Genomic DNA, 21,105 nt, shown 5'->3' on the forward strand with positions numbered 1-21,105 from the left:
CAAACATGCGTCGACCGACGATCTCCGATCTCGCAAAAGCTTCCGGCGTGAGCGTCGCCACGATCGATCGTGTGCTGAACGGACGGCATCGTGTCCGGGAGGAAACGGCCCGGCGCGTCTACGAAGCAGCGCAATCGATCGGCTACCATGCTGTCGGCCTGTTACGGCAGAGGGTATTCGAGGATCTGCCGCAATACCGATTAGGCTTCGTGCTGCAGAAGCCGTCCCAGCCGTTCTACCAGTCATTCGCCAAGGAGATCGGCGCGGCCGCACAATTGGTTGCTGCGGCGCGCGTCCAGGCGCAAGTCGATTTCGTCGCTGCATCGACACCGACAGCGATTGTCGAGAAGTTGAAAGCGATCGCGGCGCGGAGCCAGGCGGTCGCCCTGGTCGCGCCTGATTATCCAGCGGTGACGGCGGCGGTGGAGGAGTTGAAGGAGAAAGGCATTCCGGTCTTTTCGCTGCTCTCCGATTTCGCAACAGGTGTGCGCGAAACCTATGTCGGCGTTGACAACCGCAAGGTCGGGCGCACCGCCGCCTGGACGATCGCCAGATCCGCTCGCCATAGCGGCAAGGTCGGCTGTTTTGTCGGAAGTCACCGGTTTCACGGCCACGAACTGCGCGAGATCGGCTTTCGCTCCTATTTTCGCGAGAACGCGCCTGATTTCGAGGTGCTGGACACGTTGATCAATCTGGACACTGCGGAAATCACCCATGAGGCAACCCTCAACCTCTTACAGAAACATCCCGATCTCATCGGGTTTTATGTCTGTGGCGGCGGCATGGAAGGCGCAATTACCGCCATTCGCGAGGAAGGGCTTGCCGGCAAGCTGATCGTCGTGGTCAACGAATTGACGCCGGAATCGAAAGCGGCGCTCGCCGACGATGTCGTCACCATGGTCATCGGCACACCTCTCCCATCACTCTGCAAGGAGTTGCTCGGTTTGATGATCGGCGCTGTCGAACGGGGTGAAGCGGCAATGCCGGGGCAATCCTTCCTGCCCTTCGACATCTTCGTGTCGGAAAACATTTAGCCCGCAAATGATGGAATTCCATCATCGTGAGGGATATTTCTATCACGAATGATCGGAGTTGCCTAAGCTCGCTTGTGGATCGGTGGCATGATTCTCGGTAGTCATTCGAAATTACGCGCGGCCGATAGACGTCCTGTCTGGCCAGTGCTTAAGAGGAGGAATGCCTGCCATGAGTTCCATTCGTTTCGCGCTCAATCATATGTGCGCGCCGTCCTTGAGCGTGGAATCGTTCTTTTCCACGGCAAAAACACTCGGCATCGACAGCGTAGAAATCCGCAATGATTTGGCCGGCAACGCGATCCTGGACGGCACCCCGGCAGCCACGGTCAAAGAACTCGTAGAGCGCCATGGGCTGACGATCATTTCGATCAACGCGCTGCAGCGCTTCAACGAGTGGAATGGGGTTCGCACCAAGGAAGCGGCCGAGCTCATCGACTACGCGCGCGATTGTGGCGCGAGGGCACTGGTGCTCGTCCCTGTTAATGACGGCAGCGGCAGGGAGCCAGAGGCGCGCAAGCAGAATCTTGTAACGGCCTTGACGGCACTGAAGCCGATGCTGGATGCCGCCGGGATCATTGGCCTCGTGGAGCCGCTCGGCTTCGAGATCTGCTCGCTGCGATCGAAGACTGAAGCCGCCGCCGCGATCGAAGAGCTCGGCGCACAATCGACCTTCCATCTTGTACACGACACCTTCCATCATCACCTCGCCGGCGAGACAGCGATCTTCCCCGAGCTCACCGGGCTGGTTCATATCTCCGGCGTCAGCGATCCCGCTGTGACGGTTTCCGATATGCGCGATCCGCATCGCGTTCTGGTCGATGCCGGCGACCGGCTCGACAATGTCGGACAGATCCGGGCGCTATTGTCAGCCGGCTACGCGGGCCCCTTCTCCTTCGAGCCGTTTGCGCCGGAGGTGCATGCGCTGAAGGAACCCGTGGAGGCTTTGAAGGAGAGCATGGCCTATTTGGCCGCGCACATTTGATGATTGGGTACTGAGGATCACCAGCCTCTTTGGTCAATTGCGCGAAACTCAAAAGCCCAGTGCCATGCGTTCAAATGAAAGCGTGGCACCCTAGCAGACTGTCGAAAGCTGGCCTGGGGGCTTTAGCCGTGATTCACTCACTCCCACGGCGATCGATGCGAAGCATCGATCCACCTGCGATTTACGCCGCCTACAAGTTCCAGAACGAGCGGCGAATGACCGATAAGCTGAAGCAGTTCGGGCGCATCGCTCCACGTTAAGACAAGAGCGTCGCTCCCTGGCCTGCCCGGAGCGCGGGGCGTTCATGCGCACCGCAAAAACCAGTTGTGATTTGAAAGCAGTCGGCCTACCTTATAACTGGTTGCGTAATGCAATCAGAACCACGTGGATATGCGAGTTAAGGGAAAGGAAGCGGCAATGGCTAGGCTCGTGTTCGCAATGAACCAGTCCCTGGATGGCTACATCGATCATATGGCGTTTGCGCCAAGTCCCAAGCTCTTCCACCACTTCATCGAGGAAACTCAGGGACTGGCGGGCAGTGTGTATGGTCGCCGGATGTATGAGGTCATGCGTTACTGGGACCAGGATCATCCTGAATGGGATGCAGAGCACCATGCCTTCGCGGCAGCGTGGCGGAACCAGCCGAAATGGGTAATCTCGCGCTCGTTGAAGTCTGTCGGCCCCAACGCCAGGCTTGTTGAGGATAATCTTGAGGGCGCCATCAGCAAGCTGAAGACTGAGCGCGACGGTGAGATCGAAGTTGCTGGCCCGGACTTGGCGCAAAGCCTCGCCGAACTTGGTTTGATCGATGAGTATCGAATCTACCTTCACCCTGTCGTGCTTGGCCACGGCAAGCCATATTTCGCCGCGCCTCGACCGCGGCTCCGCCTTGTGGCTAACGATCGGATTGGCGAGGATGTAATCAGGTTGACCTACGTTCCAGCTTAATCTCGCTACTCGCCAGATGAAAATCGCCGCTGAAGTCTGATCTTGGATTGGATCCAAAGCGACGGAAACGGCCCGCTTTGTCGGCAGCCCCGGTGAACGGGAACGGGCGCGCGTGTATAATGGGCAACTATCTCTACCCCCTCCGGAACCTGTCTGTCGGCATACTGTCCCAGTGCGGTCAATTTATGAATGGCCACTTCTTGCGCTTCTGTCCCACGACCCCAGTCGGCCATGGAACGAACCCGCTCGCGCGGGAGGGCGTCGTGGGCTTTGAGGCGTGTGCCTGATTGACGGCATCGACGAGGCTTTGATCGATCATAGGTGACGGGCGGCCGTGTTAGAACAGAAGCCGTGCGGAATCTCCTTGCTGCGTCAAGAGTTCTGCTGCTTGCTTATCGAACGACACAAAGGTTTCTCCGCCCAACCAATTGCCTTCATAGGCCATAACACCATCTGCGAAGTCACCTCCGCTTTCGAGTATTGCAAGCCCCGCCTCAACCGCAGGCCGGTTCATCACGACGTTCCCGGCGTTAAGCAGATCACGGATCGTTAAGGCAACGTCCTCTTTTGAAAGCTTGGCGCCCCGGCGAAGTATCCAGACCAATTCGCACAGGCAGGGCAGGGAAACCGCGATCAATGACGCTTCTTTCAGCAGCTTGCTAGCCGCGCTTCCCTGCGCCGGATCGTCCTGCAGGACAGCGCGAGCCAAGACATTTGTATCGACGGAAATCTTCACTCTTCACCCGCCCAACCGGAGGCGGCGATCTCGTTCATTTCTTCGATCGTCATCGGCTTTTTGACCTTGCCGGCGTGCCGGCCGATGAAATTATCAATGGTGCCCGTCGGCCGCGCCGCCTTCACCCGAAGCTCGCCGCCAGGTAGCTTGTCGATATCAATCCGTTCGCCAGGCTTGATGCCCAGATGATGTAGCAAATCCCGCTTTAGCGTGAACTGCCCCTTCATCGTAACCGCTAGTGACGTCATCGGTGATCCTTTCTCTGAAATGATATATATGGTAATTGAAAATATCATTACCAACAAGTGGCGTTGGGAATCGGTTGGGGGGCGCGGGTACTGCATCGCCCCACGGACCCAATAGCGTAGCATATAGATGCGTCGACCTCTTTTAGCCTCCCCCCGTTACCCCATCGCGGATCCCGTCAGGGGACCCCACCTTGGCCCCAGTCGGCTCCATCCACGGTGAAGGGACCCTCGCGGGGTGGAAAGTGTAGTCCGCGCACGCGGCTGAGAAGGCAGCAAATTCCGCCGTCCAAAATACCCGACTTGCCGCTGCATTTTGCGGCTGATAGCGGCGCTAAAGCTGATAGTTGCATATTGGTCACAGCGAACCGAAGTCTATGGCCACGGTCGCCTTCATATAATTGACAAACATACCGTCCGTTTGTAAATGACACTCAGGACAGAATATGTCTTGCGGTCGAAGCTTCGGCCGCATCGGTAGGGGCGTTTCAAGGCCGTGTCACAGGGGTATTCGACTGGAACGAGAGGGATTTAGCCAACTTCAGGCAGAGCAATCGTCGAGTTGCTCGATCGCACTGACGCGAGGCCGACCTCAGACGGGCTTGTTAAATTAATCCGTGCTCGCGGAACCTTTGAAATGCATATTGCAACCAGGAGTTTAAGATGAACTTGAAAAGCCTTCTCATCAGTTCTGCTGCCTCGCTCGCAGCGGTTTCAGGGGCGCATGCAGCGGATGCTGTCGTCGCCGCAGAACCGGAGCCTCTTCAGTACGTTCGAATTTGCGATGCATACGGCACGGGATATTTCTTTATTCCGGGTACCGAAACTTGCTTGAAGATCGGCGGCCAGGTTCGCACCGAAGGCGAATGGTATGATGCCTATAGCCCGAACAGCAAAAATGGCACACTGTGGCACACCCGTGCGGAGCTGAGCCTCGACACCGCAACCGACACCGAATACGGGCCGCTGAAGACCAACACTGTTTTGCGTTGGGACTGGAGCGAGGGCAATTCGACAAGCACTAAGCTGCTGTTTGCCAACATCAGCCTCGGTGGTTTCACGGTCGGTAAGGCGGACTCCCAGTACAACTCCTATATCGGTTACGCCGGCGACGTTATTAACGACGACGTGATCTATGATGGTCCGTACGAACTCAACCAGTTGACCTATAACTATGATGCCGGCAACGGCTTCACCGCTGTGATCTCGGTCGAAGACAGCAATTCCAGCGGCTCGGGTGCGTCCTACGGATCGAGCTGGTGGGGCGACGACAAAGCAAATCACTATGCTCCTGACGTCGTCGCCGGTGCCGGCTTCAAGTCAGGCATCTGGGGTGTGAAGGTCATCGGTGGTTACGATTCAATTGTCGAAGAGGGTGCCGTCAAGGCCCGTGTCGACGCTGACTTCGGCGTTCTCACCGCTTTCTTGATGGGCGGTTGGAACACCGATGGCGACAAGCTGAACAAGTATGCAGGCACGAACCTGGATCGTTCCGCTTGCCCGGCAGGCCGTCCTGATCTTTGCGGCTGGGGCGACTGGGCAGTTTGGGGCGGCGTTGGGGTTCCGATCAACGACAAGCTGAAGTGGAACCTGCAGCTCGCTTACACCGACTCCAAGATCTTCGCCGCTACGACGAACATCAAGTGGAATCCGGTCAAGAACCTGCTGATCGAACCCGAGGTCTCCTACACCGACTGGGATTCGGTCAATCAGGACCAATGGGCCGGTATCCTGCGCTTCCAGCGTAGTTTCTAATTTGAAGTTATCCGGCCCCCTTTGCCGGGTAAGAGAAGCTTGCCCCCTCCAATCTGGCAGGCTTCTCACACTGATCGGTTGACCTCCGATCAAATGCGGAAAGGGTTCGGCTTTCCCTGCCGAACCCTTTTTCACTGGTGCTGCGTCGCTTATCTCCACCACCGGTCGCGCGCGACATTTACAGTTCAACTGCCTGATCAATCAATGTGACAGCCGACGCGGCCTGGATTTCGATCGCGCATATTGCGTTCGGATCGCGACCGTCGCGTACTTATACTTAGTGCGTCGGAAACCAGGTGGTCAGGATCATTTTGATAAAAGCTTGACCGCAGGGGACCAACTCAAAGTCACCTTTGTCAAGGACCCATTCTGCGATCAACCCTCCAATGACCGCAGTCAAAGCGGAAGCGACGGTATCTGCCGTCCAGGGCGGCGGCAATGGCTGGGTAGTATCCATAGCGCGAAAAATTCTTGCAAAGTGCTCCTGCATATCATGTCGGAAAGACATCGCGTCGTCTGCGACGTCGTCAGAGAACGCCATATCGAGATGCATTATGACTTTCAGCAACCCGCGTTTGCGCGGCTCATTTTGGAGATCCGAGAATATTGCCGAGATTGTGTCAGCGACCATCTCAAGCGGATTGGGCGCACCCCCCTGTGCGATTCGCTCCGCAAGTTCCTGGAATGGCAGCTGCGCCCTGTCACGGATCGCAAACAAAAGGCCTTGCTTGTTCTTGAAGTGCCAATGAACTGCTCCGCGCGTAACGCCGGCCGTTGCAGCTATTTCGTCCAGTGTCACATTTTCATATCCTTTATCGAGAAATAACATCTCCGCCGAGCGCAATATTTCACGCCGGGTTTCAGCCGCTTCCTCCTTTGTTCGTCTCATTCGTTCCCCTCCAGAAAAATTCCGAGTGGCGATCCTTCCGCCGTGCCACAATAGTCATAACGTCGGATATTGTGCTTACAACACCGTTACCTGCATGCTGCTTTCCCGGCTTCGCCCGAACCGTGCTAGTTGAGCGCGGCATAGCACGTCTGGCGGAACTGCGGAATGCAGGTGGGACGGCGGCCACCATGAGCCGAATGGAACGGAATGCTTTGATGCTGCGGCTTGCTCGCGGTCTCTATCAACTTCCTGATGCGGAACTCGATACCAACCATAGTCTGGCAGAGGTTGCCAAACGCGCTCCGAAAAGCGTTGACATGCCGAATTGCTCGACGACGGCACGATCGAGATTACTTTCGCATACAACAACGGCGACGAGGCCATACTCAAGGCCAAACCGGAGACTACTTCAACAGCCTGCTAGAGGAAAATTCGGAGCAAGTTCCAGGGCTGCTCGCCTTGTTATTCCCTTCCTCGGAAGCGGCGCTGATAGGCGGGATCGTAAAGCGAGCTTTCGCGGAAATCGCTGGCGGCCAGCGACGGACCAATAAAGATCAGCGCCGTACGCTCGATCGGCTCCGCCGCGACCGTCGCCTCGATCGTGCAGAGCGTGCCGCGAAGAATGCGCTCATCCGGCCAGGACGCTTTGACAACGATCGCGACCGGACAGTCCGGGCCATAAAGCGGCGTCAACTCTTCGACCACCTGAGGAAGCGCATGGATCGCCAGGTGGATGGCAAGCGTCGCGCCCGTGGCGCCGAATTTCTCCAAGGTTTCGTTGTTCGGCATCGGCGACGCGCGGCCGGAAACGCGGGTGAGGACAAGGCTTTGGGCAACGGCGGGTATGGTCAGCTCGCGCCCAAGAGCAGATGCCGCCGCCGCAAAGGCGGGAACCCCGGGGGTCAGCGTATAGGCGATGCCATGCTTTTCCAGACGGCGGATCTGCTCGGCAACGGCGCTCCAGACGGAGAGGTCACCCGAGTGTAGGCGGGCGACATCCTCGCCTGATGCAGCGGCCTTTAGATATTCGGCCTCGATTTCGTCCAGCGACATCGGCGCGGTGTCGATGATACGGGCGCCGGGTGGGCAATATTGCAGCAGTTCCGGCGAAACGATCGAGCCGGCATAGAGGCAGACCGGGCATTTGCCGATCAGATCTCTGCCGCGCACGGTGATCAAGTCCGCCGCCCCCGGGCCCGCTCCAATGAAATGCACCGTCATTGCGCTACCTCGTCGTTCATTTTTGTGGTTTGACCCAGGACCATTGCGTCACCGGCATGGCCGGCCTCCAGCCGGTCATGGCGCCGATGGGTGCTACCCGGGCGATATCGATGCGGATCAGCGAGCCGCCGCGACGGGCATATTCGGCAAGCAGGATCGCCTCCATATCCGTCGTCACCGCATTGGCGACCAGCCGCCCTCCCTTCTTCAATGCCGCAATAGCCGCCTCCATGACGCCTTGATCGCTACCGCCACCGCCGATGAAGATGGCACCTGGTGCCGGCAGGCCGGCAAGTGCTTGCGGCGCATGACCTTCGATGATGGTAAGCCCTGGAACACCGAAGCTTGCCGCGTTGCGGCGAATTCGTGCAGCGCGCTCGCTGGAAGATTCGATGGCGATGGCGCGCATCGAAGAATGGACTAGCATCCATTCAATGCCGATCGAACCGGAGCCGGCGCCTATATCCCACAACAATTCGCCATGGCGTGGCGTCAGCGCTGACAGGGTCATTGCCCGGATTTCGCGCTTGGTGATCTGGCCGTCATGCTCGAACAGGTCGTCATCGAGCCCGGCGCTAAACGGCAGGATACGAGCGCCGTCGCCTGCCTTAACTTCGATGCCGCAAACGTTCAAATCATTGATGCCGGAGAGCGTGAAATCAGTCGCCGCTTGCGTCGAGACCCGTTCGTCGGCACCACCCAGGGCTTCGAGAACTGTTAGCGTCGACTGACCAAATCCAGTCTCCTGCAACAAGCGCGCCAGATCAGCGGGGCCTTGGCCATCCGACGTCAAGGCCAGGATCTTGCGACCGGGATGCAGGTGCGGGCGAATGAGATCGAGTGGTCGGCCATGCAGGGAAAGAACGGTGACGTCCTGCAAAGGCCAGCCGAGGCGCGAGGCGGCAAGACTGAAAGACGAAGGTGCGGGAATAACACTCATCTCGGACGCCGCTACATGCCGCGAGAGCGTGGCGCCGACGCCGTAGAAGAAGGGATCGCCGGAAGCAAGGACGACCGTCAGCATTCCGCGTCGCGCCAGCACCGCGTCGATGGATTTTTCAAAGGGGCTCAGCCAATGATGCGCCTCGCCCTTGATCAGAGCCTGCACCAATTCGATATGCCGCGCTCCACCAAAGACGATGGGCGCCGCAGCGATCAGCCGTTTCGCCTCGTCGCCGAGTCCGGCTGGACCGTCTTCGCCGATACCGATAATAATGAGCCAGCGTTGAAAAGAAGGCATCTCAGGCATGGGCACGACCCGAATTCTGATCTTGGGCGGCACGACGGAAGCCCGGCAATTGGCGGAGGCTCTGGCGTCCCGCGCCGATCTCGACGTCGTGCTGTCGCTTGCCGGCAGAACCATCGAACCTGCTCCGCAGCCGGTTCCGGTGCGTACCGGCGGCTTCGGTGGCGCAGACGGTCTTGCCAGCTATTTGAAGGACGAAGCAATCGATTTGATGATCGATGCGACCCATCCCTTCGCCGCCCGCATGTCCGCAAACGCGGCGCAAGCGGCGCAGCTCTGCGGCATCTCCGTTTTTGCACTTCGCCGTCCAGCTTGGCTGCCGGTCGAAGGCGATCGCTGGCGTTCGGTTCAAGGTGTTCCGAAGGCTATAGCGGCGCTTGGCCCCTCGCCTCTCCACGTCTTCCTGGCGATTGGCCGGCAGGAGGCGCACCAGGCCAATGCCGCGCCCATCCATCATTATTGGGTGCGCAGTGTCGATCCGGTCGAACTGCCGCTGACGGTGCCCAATGTCACCTATATCCATGCCAAGGGTCCATTCCGGCTCGAAGACGAACTGGCCTTGTTGCGGCAATATCATATCGACGTGATCGTGACGAAGAACAGCGGCGGCAGCGCAACCTACGCGAAGATCGAGGCAGCCCGACAACTCGGCATCGAAGTGATCATGATCGAGCGCGCGCCCGCAGCCGATATGCTGGCGGTCGAGACTGTCGAGGCAGCGCTCAATCATGTCGATCATCTCGCCCCTTCCTTGATGAAGCGTGGCGTATAGACCAGATCGGGTTTCGCCTCGCGGGCAATGACGCGCGTCTCAGCCGAGCCGATGATGACGCAGGTCGCCATATCGGCGCTCGATGCTTGCGCATCCGCCAGCCTTGCAATTGTCATGCGCTCATCCGGCCGGCCTGCGGCGCGCCCGAAAATGACGGGCGTCTCGGCCGGCAGAACTTCGCGCAAGATGTCAAAGGCTTTGCCAAGCTGCCAGGGACGCGCTTTGCTGATGGGATTATAGAAGGCGATGACGAGCCCAGCTTCCGCGACCAATCGCAGTCTATTTTCTATTGTATTCCAGGGCTTTAGATTGTCGGACAGCGAGATGGCGCAGAAATCGTGCCCCAAAGGCGCGCCGATCCGAGCCGCGACGGCAAGCATGGCGGTAATGCCCGGCACGACGACGAGATCGACATCCCGCCATTCGTTGGGTCCATTGTCGATCGCCTCGCAGACGGCCGCCGCCATGGCAAAGACACCGGGATCGCCGCCGGAGACGACGCAGATATTTGCGCCGGCGGTCGCACGCTCGAGCGCCGCCTTGGCCCGATCCAACTCTTCGCGATTGTCGGAAGCGTGCCGGATCTGATCCGGTCGCAGCGACAGGCGGTCGAGATAGGGGCCGTAACCGAAAAATTCAGCGGCGTCGCCCACAGCCGCCAGCGCTTCCGGCGTCATTTGCGCAGGATTGCCGGGACCAGTGCCGATCACATAGAGGCGGCCGCTCATGGTTTGCCTGCCCAACCGGGAACTAGGATTAGGGAGAAATAGGGCGCCTCGGCGTCTACCCTTTCCGCAAGTGGCGTTATGGCACCGTTCGTCATTGTACCGCGCTCGACGTAGACCGCTTCGCCAAGACGTCCCGCGGCTTCAAGGGCCCGGCGAATTTTCCCCAAATTGCGGCCGACCTTCATGATCACGGCGGCCTGCGTGTCGGAAAGGCGGCGGGCAAGTTCAGCTTCCGCCATCGTACCGGGGAGTACGGAAAGAACATCGTCGCCCTGAACAATCGGCAGTCCAGCCAACGACCAGCAGCCAGACATCGCCGTTACCCCGGGAATGACTTCTGTCGGATAGCGGTCAGCAAGACGCACATGCAGATGCATGTAGGAGCCGTAAAACAGCGGATCGCCTTCGCTGAGCACGGCTACAGTCTTGCCAGCGTTCAGATAGGCGGCGACCATTTCAGCGGAGGCATTATAGAAGTTAGTAATCTGGCTCTTGTAGTCCGCCTCGTTCTTGTCGATTTCCGTCGTCACGGGATAGTAGAGCGGCAACAGCATCACGTCGGTTCTGAGCAGATCGCCGACGACGGCGCGGCCGTTGCCGTTTCTCCCCTGCTTGGCGAAATAGGCAACGACGTCGGCTTTCTCCAAGGCCCTGACGGCTTTGACGGTCAGCAATTCCGGATCACCAGGCCCAGTACCGACCCCGATCAGCCGGCCCGTGGAATGCGCGCTCATAGGCCAGGCCTCGCCAATGCGTTGATCGCGGCGGCGGTGATGGCGCTGCCGCCAAGACGGCCACGGACTATCGCATAAGCAACGCCATAGGAATTTTCCGCCACCGCGTCCTTGGATTCCGCAGCTCCGACGAATCCGACGGGCATGCCGATGATGGCCGCCGGCTTCGGCGCGCCGTCGCGTAGCATTTCGAGGAGATGGAACAACGCCGTCGGCGCATTGCCGATGGCGACGACAGATCCGGCCAGGCGGTCGCCCCAAAGATGCATCGCGGCCGCCGAGCGGGTATTGCCGATCGTCCTTGCCAGTTCAGCCGTGCGGGGATCACGCAGCGTGCAGATCACTTCATTGGCCGCCGGCAGACGTGCGCGCGTGACACCGTGGGCGACCATCTCGGCATCGCAGAAGATCGGCGCGCCGTTTTCGAGTGCGGCACGGGCCGCGGCGACGAAATCGGGAGAGAAGACGAAATGTTGCGATGCTTCGACCAGGCCGCAGGCATGGATCATGCGAACAGCGACATCGGCTTCCGAATCCGAAAAACGCGATAGATCAGCCTCGCCGCGGATGATCGCGAAGGAGCGTTCGTAGATCGCATCGCCCTCGCGGATATAATCATAGTCAGGCATTCCTACCCCTGTCGTAGCGCTGTAACGATCGCATTGGTTCCGAGCCGTGTAAGACACTCCTCGGCCGATTCGCCAGCAACTTTGTTATTCCGCACCAGCCTGCTCATCTGTGTCAGCGCGGATTTTAGCTCATCTTTTCCGATGTAGGCCACTGGCGCACTGGATGCGGACCCATTTACGACAATGCCATAGCCCATTGGCGCACCGACGATGGTGAGAGCGGCCGCGTCTGGCCGGGCACAGCCCTTGCGACAGCCGGACAGATGAATGGTGAGCGAGCCGTCAAGCAGTTCAGGGGCCGTGCCGGCAAGATCCGTCGCGACGGATTTCGTTGCGTAGAAAGCGGAAGCGCAGGCCCCTGCTCCGGAACAGACGTCTATGTGGTTGAGCGGATCATTCGCGTTCGTGCGAAAACCACATCCGGCAGCGGCCAATCGAATATCTTCGGCTGACAAGGCATCAAGACCCAGCACCAAAATGGCATGTTCCGGAGCGGTGCGGATTTCGGTTGCTCCGGCAGCCTCACTGACGGCGAGAAAGCTCAGAATGTCCTTCGCGTGAATTTGACCGAAGCAGGGGCGCAGGCCGAGCGCCAGACGATCGCCGCCGAGAACATGGATGCCGATCGGCGAAACATGCTGTTCGGTTATGCAAAGGGCACCGACGTCCGGCGACTGAAACTCCGTTCTGAGGCTGTCTAAGTCGAGATTGCGGCCCCGTGCGCGCGGCCCGATACGCGCAAGCGTTTTCAGAAGCCCAATAATGGCCGGTATGGATTGTTCGGCAGAGAGAGAGGCGAGAACCTTGGCCGTTTCTGCCGTGCCGCCTATGGCAAGAACCCATATGGTCGAACCATCGGGGGTTCTTGTCGCTCTCAACCGAATATCGGCAGATATCGCATCCAGATTCAGCCGCCCGCCGGTTTCGATGATGATAGTCAGCTTGGGCGCCAGTGCCGGCTGAGGATCGAGCGCGGCAATCTGCTGACGAAGCCGTGTGGCCAGTTCCCGGGCATCGGCGATTTCCAGCGGGTCCAACCCGTTGAGCGGCGGGATCTCGATCGTAACGCCGCTTTCAGGGTCTATGCCAGCACGTTCGATGTCCGCTGCCAGGCCGCCAACGCTTTGCGCCGTCATGCCGCGCAATTGGAGATTGCCGCGCGCCGTGATTTCGATCAACCCGTTACCATGTCTGTCTGCCGCCTCAGCAAGTGCTCGGAATTGCCGGATCGTCAGACCCGGCGTCGTTGGACGCAGCCTCACGAGCAGCCCGTCACCGGTGATCATCGGGGCGCTGAGCGACGGGCACGCACCGCGGGCAATCGATACCGTATCTGGGGCGCAGGCAATAGCGTCGACGTCCATCCGCGAGGTGATATCGCGCCCTTCGATCATTTGCCTATCGCTTGTTCCCATAAGACCATCCTTCCGAAGGACATGTCCTTACACAATCCCAATCGACGGGCAAACAATTTGGCGGGGGCATAACGCCTCATGCCTGATCGTCGAAGTCTGAGCCTTTGCGCAACAGATAGATGTCCATGATCCAGCCATGTTTGGCCCGCGCTGCCGCCCGGGTCGCCACGATACGGTCAGAGACATCGGCGAGCCGACCGGCGATGGTGATCTCATCCTCGGTACCGAGATAGGCGCCCCAATAAATATAGGCCTCGGGATCATCGATCCTTTTGAAAGCCAGCTCGCCGTCGAGCATGACGACAGCGGTTTCAACCATAGCCGGAAAGCTCTCGGAAAGCCGGCGGCCGGTGGTGACCTGCACCGGCTTTCCGACGAGGTTGAGCGGAATGCGGTGGCTCGCGGTCAAAGCCTGGATGCTGGTGATTCCGGGGATGACGCTGTAGTCGAGGTCTACGCGATCCCGTGCCTTGACCCGCTCGACGATGCGGATCGTGCTGTCGTAGAGACTGGGATCGCCCCAGACCAGGAATGCAGCACTTCGCCCTTCCGTCATATGATCCTCAAACAGCTGCTCATAAGTCGACGAAATTTGCGCATGCCAGTCATCGACGCTTTGAACGTAGCTGCGCTCGGCTGTCTGGCGCACCGGCACGGCATAGTCGACGAAACGGACAGCCTTGTTCGTAACATAGCGCTGGCAGATATCTTTGCGCACATCGGCAAGCTCGGCCTTGGCCGCGCCTTTGCTGGGGATGAAGATCACATCCACCTTGTTCAGCGCGTTGATCGCCTGCACGGTCAGGTGCTCGGGATTTCCCGTTCCGATGCCGACAATAAAGATGTGCCTCATTTCCATGCCCTCGTTCTTGCGGCTGTTTGCCGCAAGCAGGAGGTCATTTCAAGTGCTGAAGTGCTCGGTACAGGTCTAAGCGAGGTATCTCTAACTCAGCTTTTGTCGCCCGTAGAGCAGCAGCATGCAGATAATGACGACGCCATAGATGAGCTGCCGTCCGGCTTCTTCAATCTGCATGACGGACAGGATGGATTGGAGAAGGGTGATCAGGATGACGCCCGCGACGGTTCCGAGATAGGACCCTTTGCCGCCGAGCACATGGGTTCCACCGAGAACGACGGCCGCGATCGAGGGCAAAAGATAGGCGTCTCCCATCGATTGCGATGCCTTGGACGCATAGCCGGCCAACAGCACTCCGCCGAGGGCGCTGAGCGCGCCGGAAATGACGAAGGCCAGCAAGGTGATGCGGCGCGTGTCGATCCCCGACATATAGGCAGCTCTCTCCCGGTTGCCGATCGCATATAGCGAACGGCCGAATGTGGTCCTGACGAGCAGGAAAACGGCGAGAATACCGACAAGCAGCCAGACGAGCACACCATTCGGGATTGGGGGGATCACATAGCCGGTCGCGAGAAAACGCATCGCCGGAGACGCGGAATCCTGCGGCGCGAAGCCTCCGGTGTAGACAACCATCAACCCCTGCACGACCGCGTTCGTGGCAAGTGTGATGATCATCGACGGGATGCGCAGATAGGCGACCGCAAGGCCGTTAACCGCGCCGATGACCGCACCGCAGAAGATCCCGAACGGAATGGCGAAGAACGATCCGAAACTGCCGTAGGCGGTTGCGGCGCAAGCCATCATCGCTCCGGCGGCGACGACCCAGGGTACGGAGAGGTCGATCTGCCCGATGAGAATGACCATCATCATGCCAGTCGCGATGACGCCGAGAAACGAGGCGACCTTCAATTGTTGCAGCAGATAGTCCGGCGACAGGAAATTCGACGAGTAGATGGAGCCGCCGAGAAGCAGCAACAGGATGCAGCCGAAGGCGATTGCCACCGCCGGATCGACACGGCGCAGGCGCGCGGGTATGCCGGACCGCCGCATGAGGGATGCATCCTCGCTCATTGAAACCACTCCAGACGATTGCGAACCCGCGCCAAACCCATGCTGCCTATGCTGATCGCCAGCATCAGCACGATGCCTTGGAACAAGGGTTGCCAGAGAGGATCAAGATCGAACACGAACAGCAGATCACCGATCGTTCGAAAAGCCAGAGCGCCAAAGACGGCCCCGACAGCGCCACCCTTCCCACCCGCCAGCGAAACGCCGCCAAGCACCACGGCCGCGATCGAATAAAGCGTATAGGCATTGCCGCTCGCGAACGCGGCTTCGCCAGTATAGGAAAAGAAGGTCAGATAGAGCCCGCCGATCGCCGACATCAGCCCCGCCAGCGCGTAGGCTGCGAATTTCGCACGCTTGATCGGCATGCCGGACATGTAGGCGGCGTTTTCGGCGGATCCGGCTGCATAGGCGGCGCGGCCCAGAATCGACCTGCTGAAGGGGATCCAGAAGATCAGGAGGGCCGCCGCGAGGACGACCAAACTTGCCGGGACTACACCGAAAAGCTTGGAGGTGAAGGCATCCGCCAGCGTCTCGTTCACCGCGCCACCAGGCGTCGGACGCAGCACCAGGGCAAACCCGAAGAAGATTGCGCTGGTCGCGATCGTGGTGACGATCGGCTGCAATCGCCCGAAGATGATGATCAGCCCGTTCAGCATGCCGCAGGCAAGACCCGTCAATAAAACGGCGATCACCCCCAAAGCGGTCTGAAACGGCGTTCCGACGACAAGCCACGAGGCGAGACAATTTGACAGGATGAGGATCATACCGACAGACAGATCGATACCCGCGGTGATGACCACAAAGCATTGCGCCATCGCCACGAAAGCAAGCAACGCCGCCTTGTTCGAGGCGGTCTGCACCACATTCGGAGTAAACCCAGCCGGGTGGTTCGAGACATAGATAGCGAACATGACCACAAAGAGCACTGCTGCCAGCAGCGCCCCCTTGTGTTGCGCATACCAGAAGCGCCACTCTGCGTGAGCTATGTCTTTCATTGGCCGACCTTCTGTTCTTTAAGCTGTGCGCCGATGTTTAGCGCACTGCCAATCAATTCCCGTTCATTGATATCGGAACCTTCCAACACGCGGACGATCCTGCCGTCGTACATTACCAGCACCCGGTCACAGCAGCCGATCAGCTCGTCGTAGTCGGTGGAATAGAAGATGAGCGCGACGCCGGCTTGCGCAAGCTCGCGGAGAAGGACGTAGATTTCCTGTTTGGTGCCGACATCGATGCCTCGCGTCGGGTCATTCAACAAAACGATCTTCGGCCGGTTCATCAGCCACTTGGCAATGACGACCTTTTGCTGATTGCCACCGGAGAGGGCTCCGACCGGCATGTCGATCGTCGCTGCCTTGATCGCCAAAAGCTTGAGGAGCTCGTCGATCCGCTCAGCCTCTGCGGCGCGGTCGATCACGCCTCTTTTGGCGACGCTGTCGAGTGCTGCAATCGAAAGATTTTCACGCACGGTCATCGGCAGCATCAGCCCTTCGGTTTTGCGGTCTTCAGGGATCAGCGCGATCGACATCTCGGCGGATTTTGCCTGTTTCGGACTTTTCATCGTCACGCTTCGGCCAGCAATCTGCACATCACCCCTGACATCGCGCAGCACGCCGAACAGCGACAGCAGCAGTTCACGTTGCCCCTGCCCGTCCAGTCCGCCGAGACCGACGATTTCGCCTGGCCTGACATCGAAGCTTATGCCGGAGAGCCGGTTACCCCAGGATAGGCCTCGACACGACAGGATCGGGGCGAGCCCCACTTCCGGGGTATGCTTCGGCGGAAATACGCTGGTATATTCACGTCCGATCATCAGCTCGACCACCTGCTGATCGCTTTTCGTCCCGGCTGGATAGGATTCGATGCTGCGTCCATTGCGAAAGACGGTGCACTCATCCGCCAGTTGGGCAATCTCGTGCATGCGATGCGAAATGTAGATCAGCGCCATGCCCTCGGAGCGTAGCCGTTTCAGCACGCTGAACACCTTTTCGACATCGGGTTGCGTCAGCGCCGAGGTTGCTTCGTCGAGAATCATAATCTTCGGTTTACGGGCAAGCGCCTTGGCAATCTCGACCATCTGGCGTCGCGAAAGCGGCAGGTCCTTGACCAGAGAGGAAGGATGGATATCGGAGGCGCCGGCGCGCGCCAGAGCTTCTTCAGCGATCAATCTCTGCCTGCGGCGGTCGATCATCCCGAACCGCAACGGCGGATTACTGATGACGATATTGTCTGCCACGGACAGATCCGGAATGAGCGACAGTTCCTGGAAGACACAGACGATTCCGGCGCTATTGGCCGCAGCAGGCGTCGCGAACGACACCTCCTTGCCGTCGAGCAACATCCGGCCTTCGTCGGCTGCGACGACACCCGCCATGATCTTTATAAGGGTCGATTTGCCGGCACCATTTTCGCCGAGAACGGCGTGGATGGCTCCCGGCCGAATGGCGATATCAGCCTCTCTCAACGCGACGACCCCGCCGTAGCGCTTGGATATGCCTTCCATCCGGAAAAACGGTTCGGATAGGTTCACGCGCCCAACCTCCCATCGGGTGCCCGCAAGAACAAGACTGCGGACACGAAGGTCCGCAGTCAAGCGTCGCAATCAAAGGCGATTATTGATTTTCCTTTGTCTGCCCCATGATTTCCTGCGCCGTGAAATTGATACCGCAGGTCGGGAAGGAATTGCCGACAAAGAAGTTGTCGGACTGCTTGGGATAAAAATCCTGGCCTTCCTTGAAATCCGGATCGGAGACGAGAGCCGTCGGCAGCTTCACTGCCTGGGGTACGACCTGACCTTCCAGAGCGGCGATCGCTGTCTTGATCGCAACGGCAACCTGAGCCGGTCCTGTTCCCGCGGATGCGCATTTCAGGCCATCGCCAGCATGTGCGGCGCAAAGCTTGCGAAAGCCGTTTTCCGTCTCGCCGCCGAAGGGCACGAAGGGATGCTTGGCATCCATCATCGCCTGCACGACACCGGTATCACCACCCTGCGCGGTGATACCGTCGAAGGGACCATTGGTCGCGATCGCGTCTGCAGTCGCCTTCTGCGCGACGCCGTCATCCCATTTGCCGACAACTTCCGTCACATTGAATTTCTTGCCGGACGCACTCAGCGTCTCCTTGATGCCGTTATGGCGATCCGTATCGACAGAGGTGCCGGCAACGCCACGTACCTCGAGAACCTTGCCGCCATTTGGCAGGTGCTTCACGAGCCAATCGCCCCAGATGACGCCGAGACCCTTTTGATCGACATTGACGTTGATGGCGTCTTTCGTATCGAGCGTGTTATCAAAGGCCACCAGGACGACGCCGGCATCCTTGGCGCGTTTGATGACCGGGCCGAAGGCGGTCGGGTTTTGCGCGTCCACGACGATCGCATCGTAGCCCGCGTCGATGAAATTGTTGATTGCCGATATCTGGGCAGGGACATCTTCACCGGTCGATACGACCTTGAATTCCTTCAGCTTGGCAGCGACATCAGGTTGTGCCGCATAGGCCTTCGCCGTTTGTACCATCTGGATGCGCCAGGTATTGGCGATATAGCCGTTGGCCAGTGCTATCCGATAGGGCCCCTTCTTTTGGGGATATTGAAGAAACACTGTGTCGGCCGCCCAAGGCGTCATGCATTTCGGATCACCCGCGGGCCCGGACACGACTTTTGGTTCCGCGTAAGCCGCGCCGGCGAGTAGCGTCATAAGCGGTACGGACAACACAGCGATCCGGGCGGATCTTGCTTTGATAGCTTTCAGCATAGAAGTCCTCCTCCTCGGGCGGACTAGCCCGCCCCTTCTATCTATGATCGGCATGATTGCATTCGGAATGGCTCCATCCCATCCTTTCCGAATTTTTCGAAGCCTAACATAGTTGACAGCGCTGTCAAATTAGAATTGCTAGCGCTGTCAACTATGGAGTATCTATAGATATTCTTTGTCTCTCGGAAACCGAAAGCAACAACGACTGAAACGTTACTTATGCGCCGAATAACATTGGATGATGTGGCAAACCTGGCTGGCGTGAGCCCTATCACTGTATCCCGCGTTCTGAGGAAGCCCGGAGCAGTCTCGGAAGGATTGCGCCTGCGTGTCCATGCAGCGGTAAACGAACTCGGCTATGTGCCGAATGTTGCAGCGAGCAGGCTCGCCTCGTCGCGCACGCATACGATCGGCGTCATCGTGCCAACCCTCTATAACGTCATCTTTGCCGAATACCTTTTTGCGCTACACGAGGTGCTGATCAACGCCGGTTTCCAGGTGTTGGTCGTCAACAGCCGCTACTCCGAGATCGAGGAGGAAAACGCTATCAAAGCACTGCTCGGACAAAGGGTCGAGGCAATAATCATCGCCGGTATTCACCATACGGCACTTTCCAGGCAGCTCCTCAGTCACGCAAACCTGCCGGTCGTCGAAACCTTCGAGCTGTCCGACGCTCCAATCAATCTCAATATCGGAATGTCGCAGGAACATGCCGGCTACGTGGCCACCCGCCACCTTATCCAGCGCGGCTTTCGTCGGATAGCGTTTCTGACGGGCAATCTCGATCATCGCGCGCAATCGCGCTTCGACGGATATCACAGAGCGATGCGAGAAGCTGACATGCCAAGCTCGGAAATCATTGCCGAGAAGCCGCGCCACAGTTCGGTTGCGCTGGGATCGGAACTCTTCGCCGCCGCGCACGAATGCGGGAATGTTCCCGAAGCCATATTCTGCACCGACGACAATCTGGCTCTCGGCGCTATGCAGGAATGCCGCAAGCGCGGCATCCGGATGCCGAACGACATTTCGATCATCGGCTTTCACGATCTCGAATTCGCCGCCTGCGTCTCGCCATCGCTTTCCTCGATTGCAACGCGACGCTACGAAACCGGAAAGCTTGCGGCGCAGAAGGTTCTCGCGGCATTGGAAGCAGGCGCGAAGCCCGATGCAGAGCGGACAGATCTTGGATTTGCGCTGCTGCCCCGCGAAAGCACCAGTGTATGAAGGACATAGGCCATTTTACGCCGCTTGTGGTGCGCCCATGGAGGCCTGAGCTTGATTGTCTCTATCCCTTTATCGCCCCGGCGGTCATCGACCCCGAAATCTGGCGATACATCAAGAGACCGAGAAAAACCGGGGGCAGCGCGCCGAGCATCATCACCGCGGAGGCTGTGCCCCATTGAACGCCGCCGCCGCTTGCCGCGAAGAAGAATGACGCGCCGACCGTCATCGGCACTGCCCTGCTCGTCGTCAGCATCAGACCGAAGAGGAACTCGTTCCACGCGGTGATAAAGCCGAAGATGAAGGTCGTCACCAGCGCCGGGCGTACGATGGGCCTGATAATGCTAATCATGATCCGAAAGGAGTTCGCACCATCCACCCTTGCGGCCTCGTCCAGCTCCAGCGGCACGTCGGAAATTGCGTTGACGAGAATGACAAGCGCCAGCGGCGTGTTGACGATGGTGAGGATCAGGCCGAGGCCGAGCCGGGTGTCGAGCAGACCAAGCCATTGATACATCATGTAGAGCGGTATCGCGAAAATGATCAACGGCACCGCGCGCAAATTGACGACGATCGGCAATAGGGTCTGTTTGCCCGCCTCGCTTCGTGCGATCGCATAGGCGGCCGGAAAAGCCAGAAGAATGGCAAGCCCCGTGCCAATCAACGAGGCGACAGTGCTGTTCCACAGATACGAATAGATGTTGAAACGATCCGTCTGCGTCAGAACGCGCAGGTAGTTCTCGAGTGTGGGCTGATCCACCCATAGGCCGGGATTGACGGAGAGTTCGCGCGCGCTCTTGAACGATGTGACAAGCGTCACGATGATCGGAAAGTTCATCGCGATGGCGGCAACGGCGAAGACGATCCAGCGCAG

21 protein-coding genes and 1 pseudogene are annotated in these 21,105 nt (G+C 58.9%); 7 read left to right on the forward strand and 15 right to left on the reverse strand.

Annotated elements, in window-relative coordinates; genetic code table 11:
* Window positions 1-5 precede the first annotated feature (5 nt).
* The 3 genes from PY650_RS10470 (at window position 6) to PY650_RS10480 (ending at window position 2,964) form a co-directional block, all read left to right on the forward strand.
* On the forward strand, window positions 6-1,034 hold the full coding sequence (locus PY650_RS10470) for a LacI family DNA-binding transcriptional regulator (RefSeq protein ID WP_285879124.1): 1,029 nt from the start codon (window positions 6-8) through the stop codon (window positions 1,032-1,034).
* Between the two features lie 169 nt (window positions 1,035-1,203).
* Window positions 1,204-2,016 (forward strand): TIM barrel protein, encoded by an 813-nt coding sequence (locus tag PY650_RS10475; protein ID WP_285879125.1) that lies wholly within the window; start codon window positions 1,204-1,206, stop codon window positions 2,014-2,016.
* Between the two features lie 417 nt (window positions 2,017-2,433).
* The gene (locus PY650_RS10480; RefSeq protein ID WP_285879126.1) at window positions 2,434-2,964 is read left to right on the forward strand and encodes a dihydrofolate reductase family protein; all 531 of its coding nucleotides are present in this window, start codon (window positions 2,434-2,436) and stop codon (window positions 2,962-2,964) included.
* Window positions 2,965-3,301: 337 nt separating this feature from the next.
* Here PY650_RS10480 and PY650_RS10485 read toward each other — a convergent pair whose 3' ends face one another.
* Both PY650_RS10485 and PY650_RS10490 read right to left on the reverse strand, forming a co-directional pair.
* Window positions 3,302-3,700 carry a type II toxin-antitoxin system VapC family toxin gene (locus PY650_RS10485; RefSeq protein WP_285879127.1) on the reverse strand — a complete coding sequence of 133 codons (399 nt, stop codon included), beginning with the start codon at window positions 3,698-3,700 and terminating at the stop codon, window positions 3,302-3,304.
* Window positions 3,697-3,948, reverse strand: a complete 252-nt coding sequence (locus PY650_RS10490) for an AbrB/MazE/SpoVT family DNA-binding domain-containing protein (protein WP_285879128.1) — start codon at window positions 3,946-3,948, stop codon at window positions 3,697-3,699. Before PY650_RS10490 ends, PY650_RS10485 begins: the two co-directional genes overlap by 4 nt.
* Window positions 3,949-4,608: 660 nt before the next feature.
* On the opposite strand from PY650_RS10490, the gene PY650_RS10495 reads away from it, so the two are divergent.
* Window positions 4,609-5,700, forward strand: a complete 1,092-nt coding sequence (locus PY650_RS10495) for a porin (RefSeq protein WP_285879129.1) — start codon at window positions 4,609-4,611, stop codon at window positions 5,698-5,700.
* Window positions 5,701-5,977: 277 nt separating this feature from the next.
* On the opposite strand, the gene PY650_RS10500 is transcribed toward PY650_RS10495, so the two are convergent.
* The gene (locus PY650_RS10500) at window positions 5,978-6,589 is read right to left on the reverse strand and encodes a TetR family transcriptional regulator (protein ID WP_285879130.1); all 612 of its coding nucleotides are present in this window, start codon (window positions 6,587-6,589) and stop codon (window positions 5,978-5,980) included.
* Between the two features lie 149 nt (window positions 6,590-6,738).
* Here PY650_RS10500 and PY650_RS10505 point away from each other — a divergent pair.
* Window positions 6,739-6,903 (forward strand): annotated as a pseudogene (locus tag PY650_RS10505) (transcriptional regulator); the annotation flags it as partial.
* A gap of 148 nt (window positions 6,904-7,051) precedes the next feature.
* Here the strand turns inward: PY650_RS10505 and cobM are convergent.
* Window positions 7,052-7,810: a precorrin-4 C(11)-methyltransferase gene (gene cobM / locus PY650_RS10510; protein ID WP_285879131.1), complete on the reverse strand. Its 759-nt coding sequence runs from the start codon at window positions 7,808-7,810 to the stop codon at window positions 7,052-7,054.
* A gap of 16 nt (window positions 7,811-7,826) precedes the next feature.
* Window positions 7,827-9,059, reverse strand: coding sequence for a precorrin-6y C5,15-methyltransferase (decarboxylating) subunit CbiE (gene cbiE / locus PY650_RS10515; RefSeq protein WP_285879133.1), 1,233 nt, complete (start codon window positions 9,057-9,059; stop codon window positions 7,827-7,829).
* Between cbiE and PY650_RS10520 the strand changes: the two genes are divergently transcribed.
* A complete protein-coding gene (locus tag PY650_RS10520; RefSeq protein ID WP_285879134.1) occupies window positions 9,058-9,828 on the forward strand; it encodes a cobalt-precorrin-6A reductase in 771 nt (256 codons plus the stop codon). The two genes, cbiE and PY650_RS10520, sit on opposite strands and share 2 nt — an antisense overlap.
* Here the strand turns inward: PY650_RS10520 and PY650_RS10525 are convergent.
* From PY650_RS10525 to PY650_RS10565, 9 genes are all read right to left on the reverse strand, one after another.
* On the reverse strand, window positions 9,792-10,556 hold the full coding sequence (locus PY650_RS10525) for a precorrin-3B C(17)-methyltransferase (protein WP_285879135.1): 765 nt from the start codon (window positions 10,554-10,556) through the stop codon (window positions 9,792-9,794). The two genes, PY650_RS10520 and PY650_RS10525, sit on opposite strands and share 37 nt — an antisense overlap.
* Window positions 10,553-11,290: a precorrin-2 C(20)-methyltransferase gene (locus PY650_RS10530; protein ID WP_285879136.1), complete on the reverse strand. Its 738-nt coding sequence runs from the start codon at window positions 11,288-11,290 to the stop codon at window positions 10,553-10,555. Before PY650_RS10530 ends, PY650_RS10525 begins: the two co-directional genes overlap by 4 nt.
* Window positions 11,287-11,919: a precorrin-8X methylmutase gene (locus tag PY650_RS10535; protein ID WP_285879137.1), complete on the reverse strand. Its 633-nt coding sequence runs from the start codon at window positions 11,917-11,919 to the stop codon at window positions 11,287-11,289. The genes PY650_RS10530 and PY650_RS10535 overlap by 4 nt, the downstream gene beginning before the upstream one ends.
* Window positions 11,920-11,921: 2 nt before the next feature.
* Window positions 11,922-13,334 (reverse strand): precorrin-3B synthase, encoded by a 1,413-nt coding sequence (cobG, locus tag PY650_RS10540; RefSeq protein ID WP_285879138.1) that lies wholly within the window; start codon window positions 13,332-13,334, stop codon window positions 11,922-11,924.
* A gap of 76 nt (window positions 13,335-13,410) precedes the next feature.
* Window positions 13,411-14,187 (reverse strand): precorrin-6A synthase (deacetylating), encoded by a 777-nt coding sequence (gene cobF, locus PY650_RS10545; protein ID WP_285879140.1) that lies wholly within the window; start codon window positions 14,185-14,187, stop codon window positions 13,411-13,413.
* A 90-nt stretch (window positions 14,188-14,277) separates the two neighbouring features.
* Complete coding sequence (locus PY650_RS10550; RefSeq protein WP_285879141.1) at window positions 14,278-15,261, reverse strand: ABC transporter permease; 984 nt, start codon at window positions 15,259-15,261, stop codon at window positions 14,278-14,280.
* Window positions 15,258-16,253: an ABC transporter permease gene (locus PY650_RS10555; RefSeq protein ID WP_285879142.1), complete on the reverse strand. Its 996-nt coding sequence runs from the start codon at window positions 16,251-16,253 to the stop codon at window positions 15,258-15,260. The genes PY650_RS10550 and PY650_RS10555 overlap by 4 nt, the downstream gene beginning before the upstream one ends.
* Complete coding sequence (locus tag PY650_RS10560) at window positions 16,250-17,788, reverse strand: sugar ABC transporter ATP-binding protein (protein WP_285879143.1); 1,539 nt, start codon at window positions 17,786-17,788, stop codon at window positions 16,250-16,252. The genes PY650_RS10555 and PY650_RS10560 overlap by 4 nt, the downstream gene beginning before the upstream one ends.
* An 82-nt stretch (window positions 17,789-17,870) precedes the next feature.
* Window positions 17,871-19,010, reverse strand: a complete 1,140-nt coding sequence (locus PY650_RS10565) for a sugar ABC transporter substrate-binding protein (protein WP_285879144.1) — start codon at window positions 19,008-19,010, stop codon at window positions 17,871-17,873.
* A 219-nt stretch (window positions 19,011-19,229) separates the two neighbouring features.
* Between PY650_RS10565 and PY650_RS10570 the strand changes: the two genes are divergently transcribed.
* On the forward strand, window positions 19,230-20,234 hold the full coding sequence (locus PY650_RS10570) for a LacI family DNA-binding transcriptional regulator (RefSeq protein ID WP_285879145.1): 1,005 nt from the start codon (window positions 19,230-19,232) through the stop codon (window positions 20,232-20,234).
* A gap of 61 nt (window positions 20,235-20,295) precedes the next feature.
* Here PY650_RS10570 and PY650_RS10575 read toward each other — a convergent pair whose 3' ends face one another.
* Entirely contained in the window at window positions 20,296-21,069 is a 774-nt protein-coding gene (locus PY650_RS10575; RefSeq protein WP_285879171.1) for a carbohydrate ABC transporter permease, read from the reverse strand.
* Between the last annotated feature and the right edge of the window lie 36 nt (window positions 21,070-21,105).

The organism is Martinezella calliandrae (assembly GCF_030272695.1).
Lineage (GTDB): Bacteria > Pseudomonadota > Alphaproteobacteria > Rhizobiales > Rhizobiaceae > Rhizobium > Rhizobium calliandrae.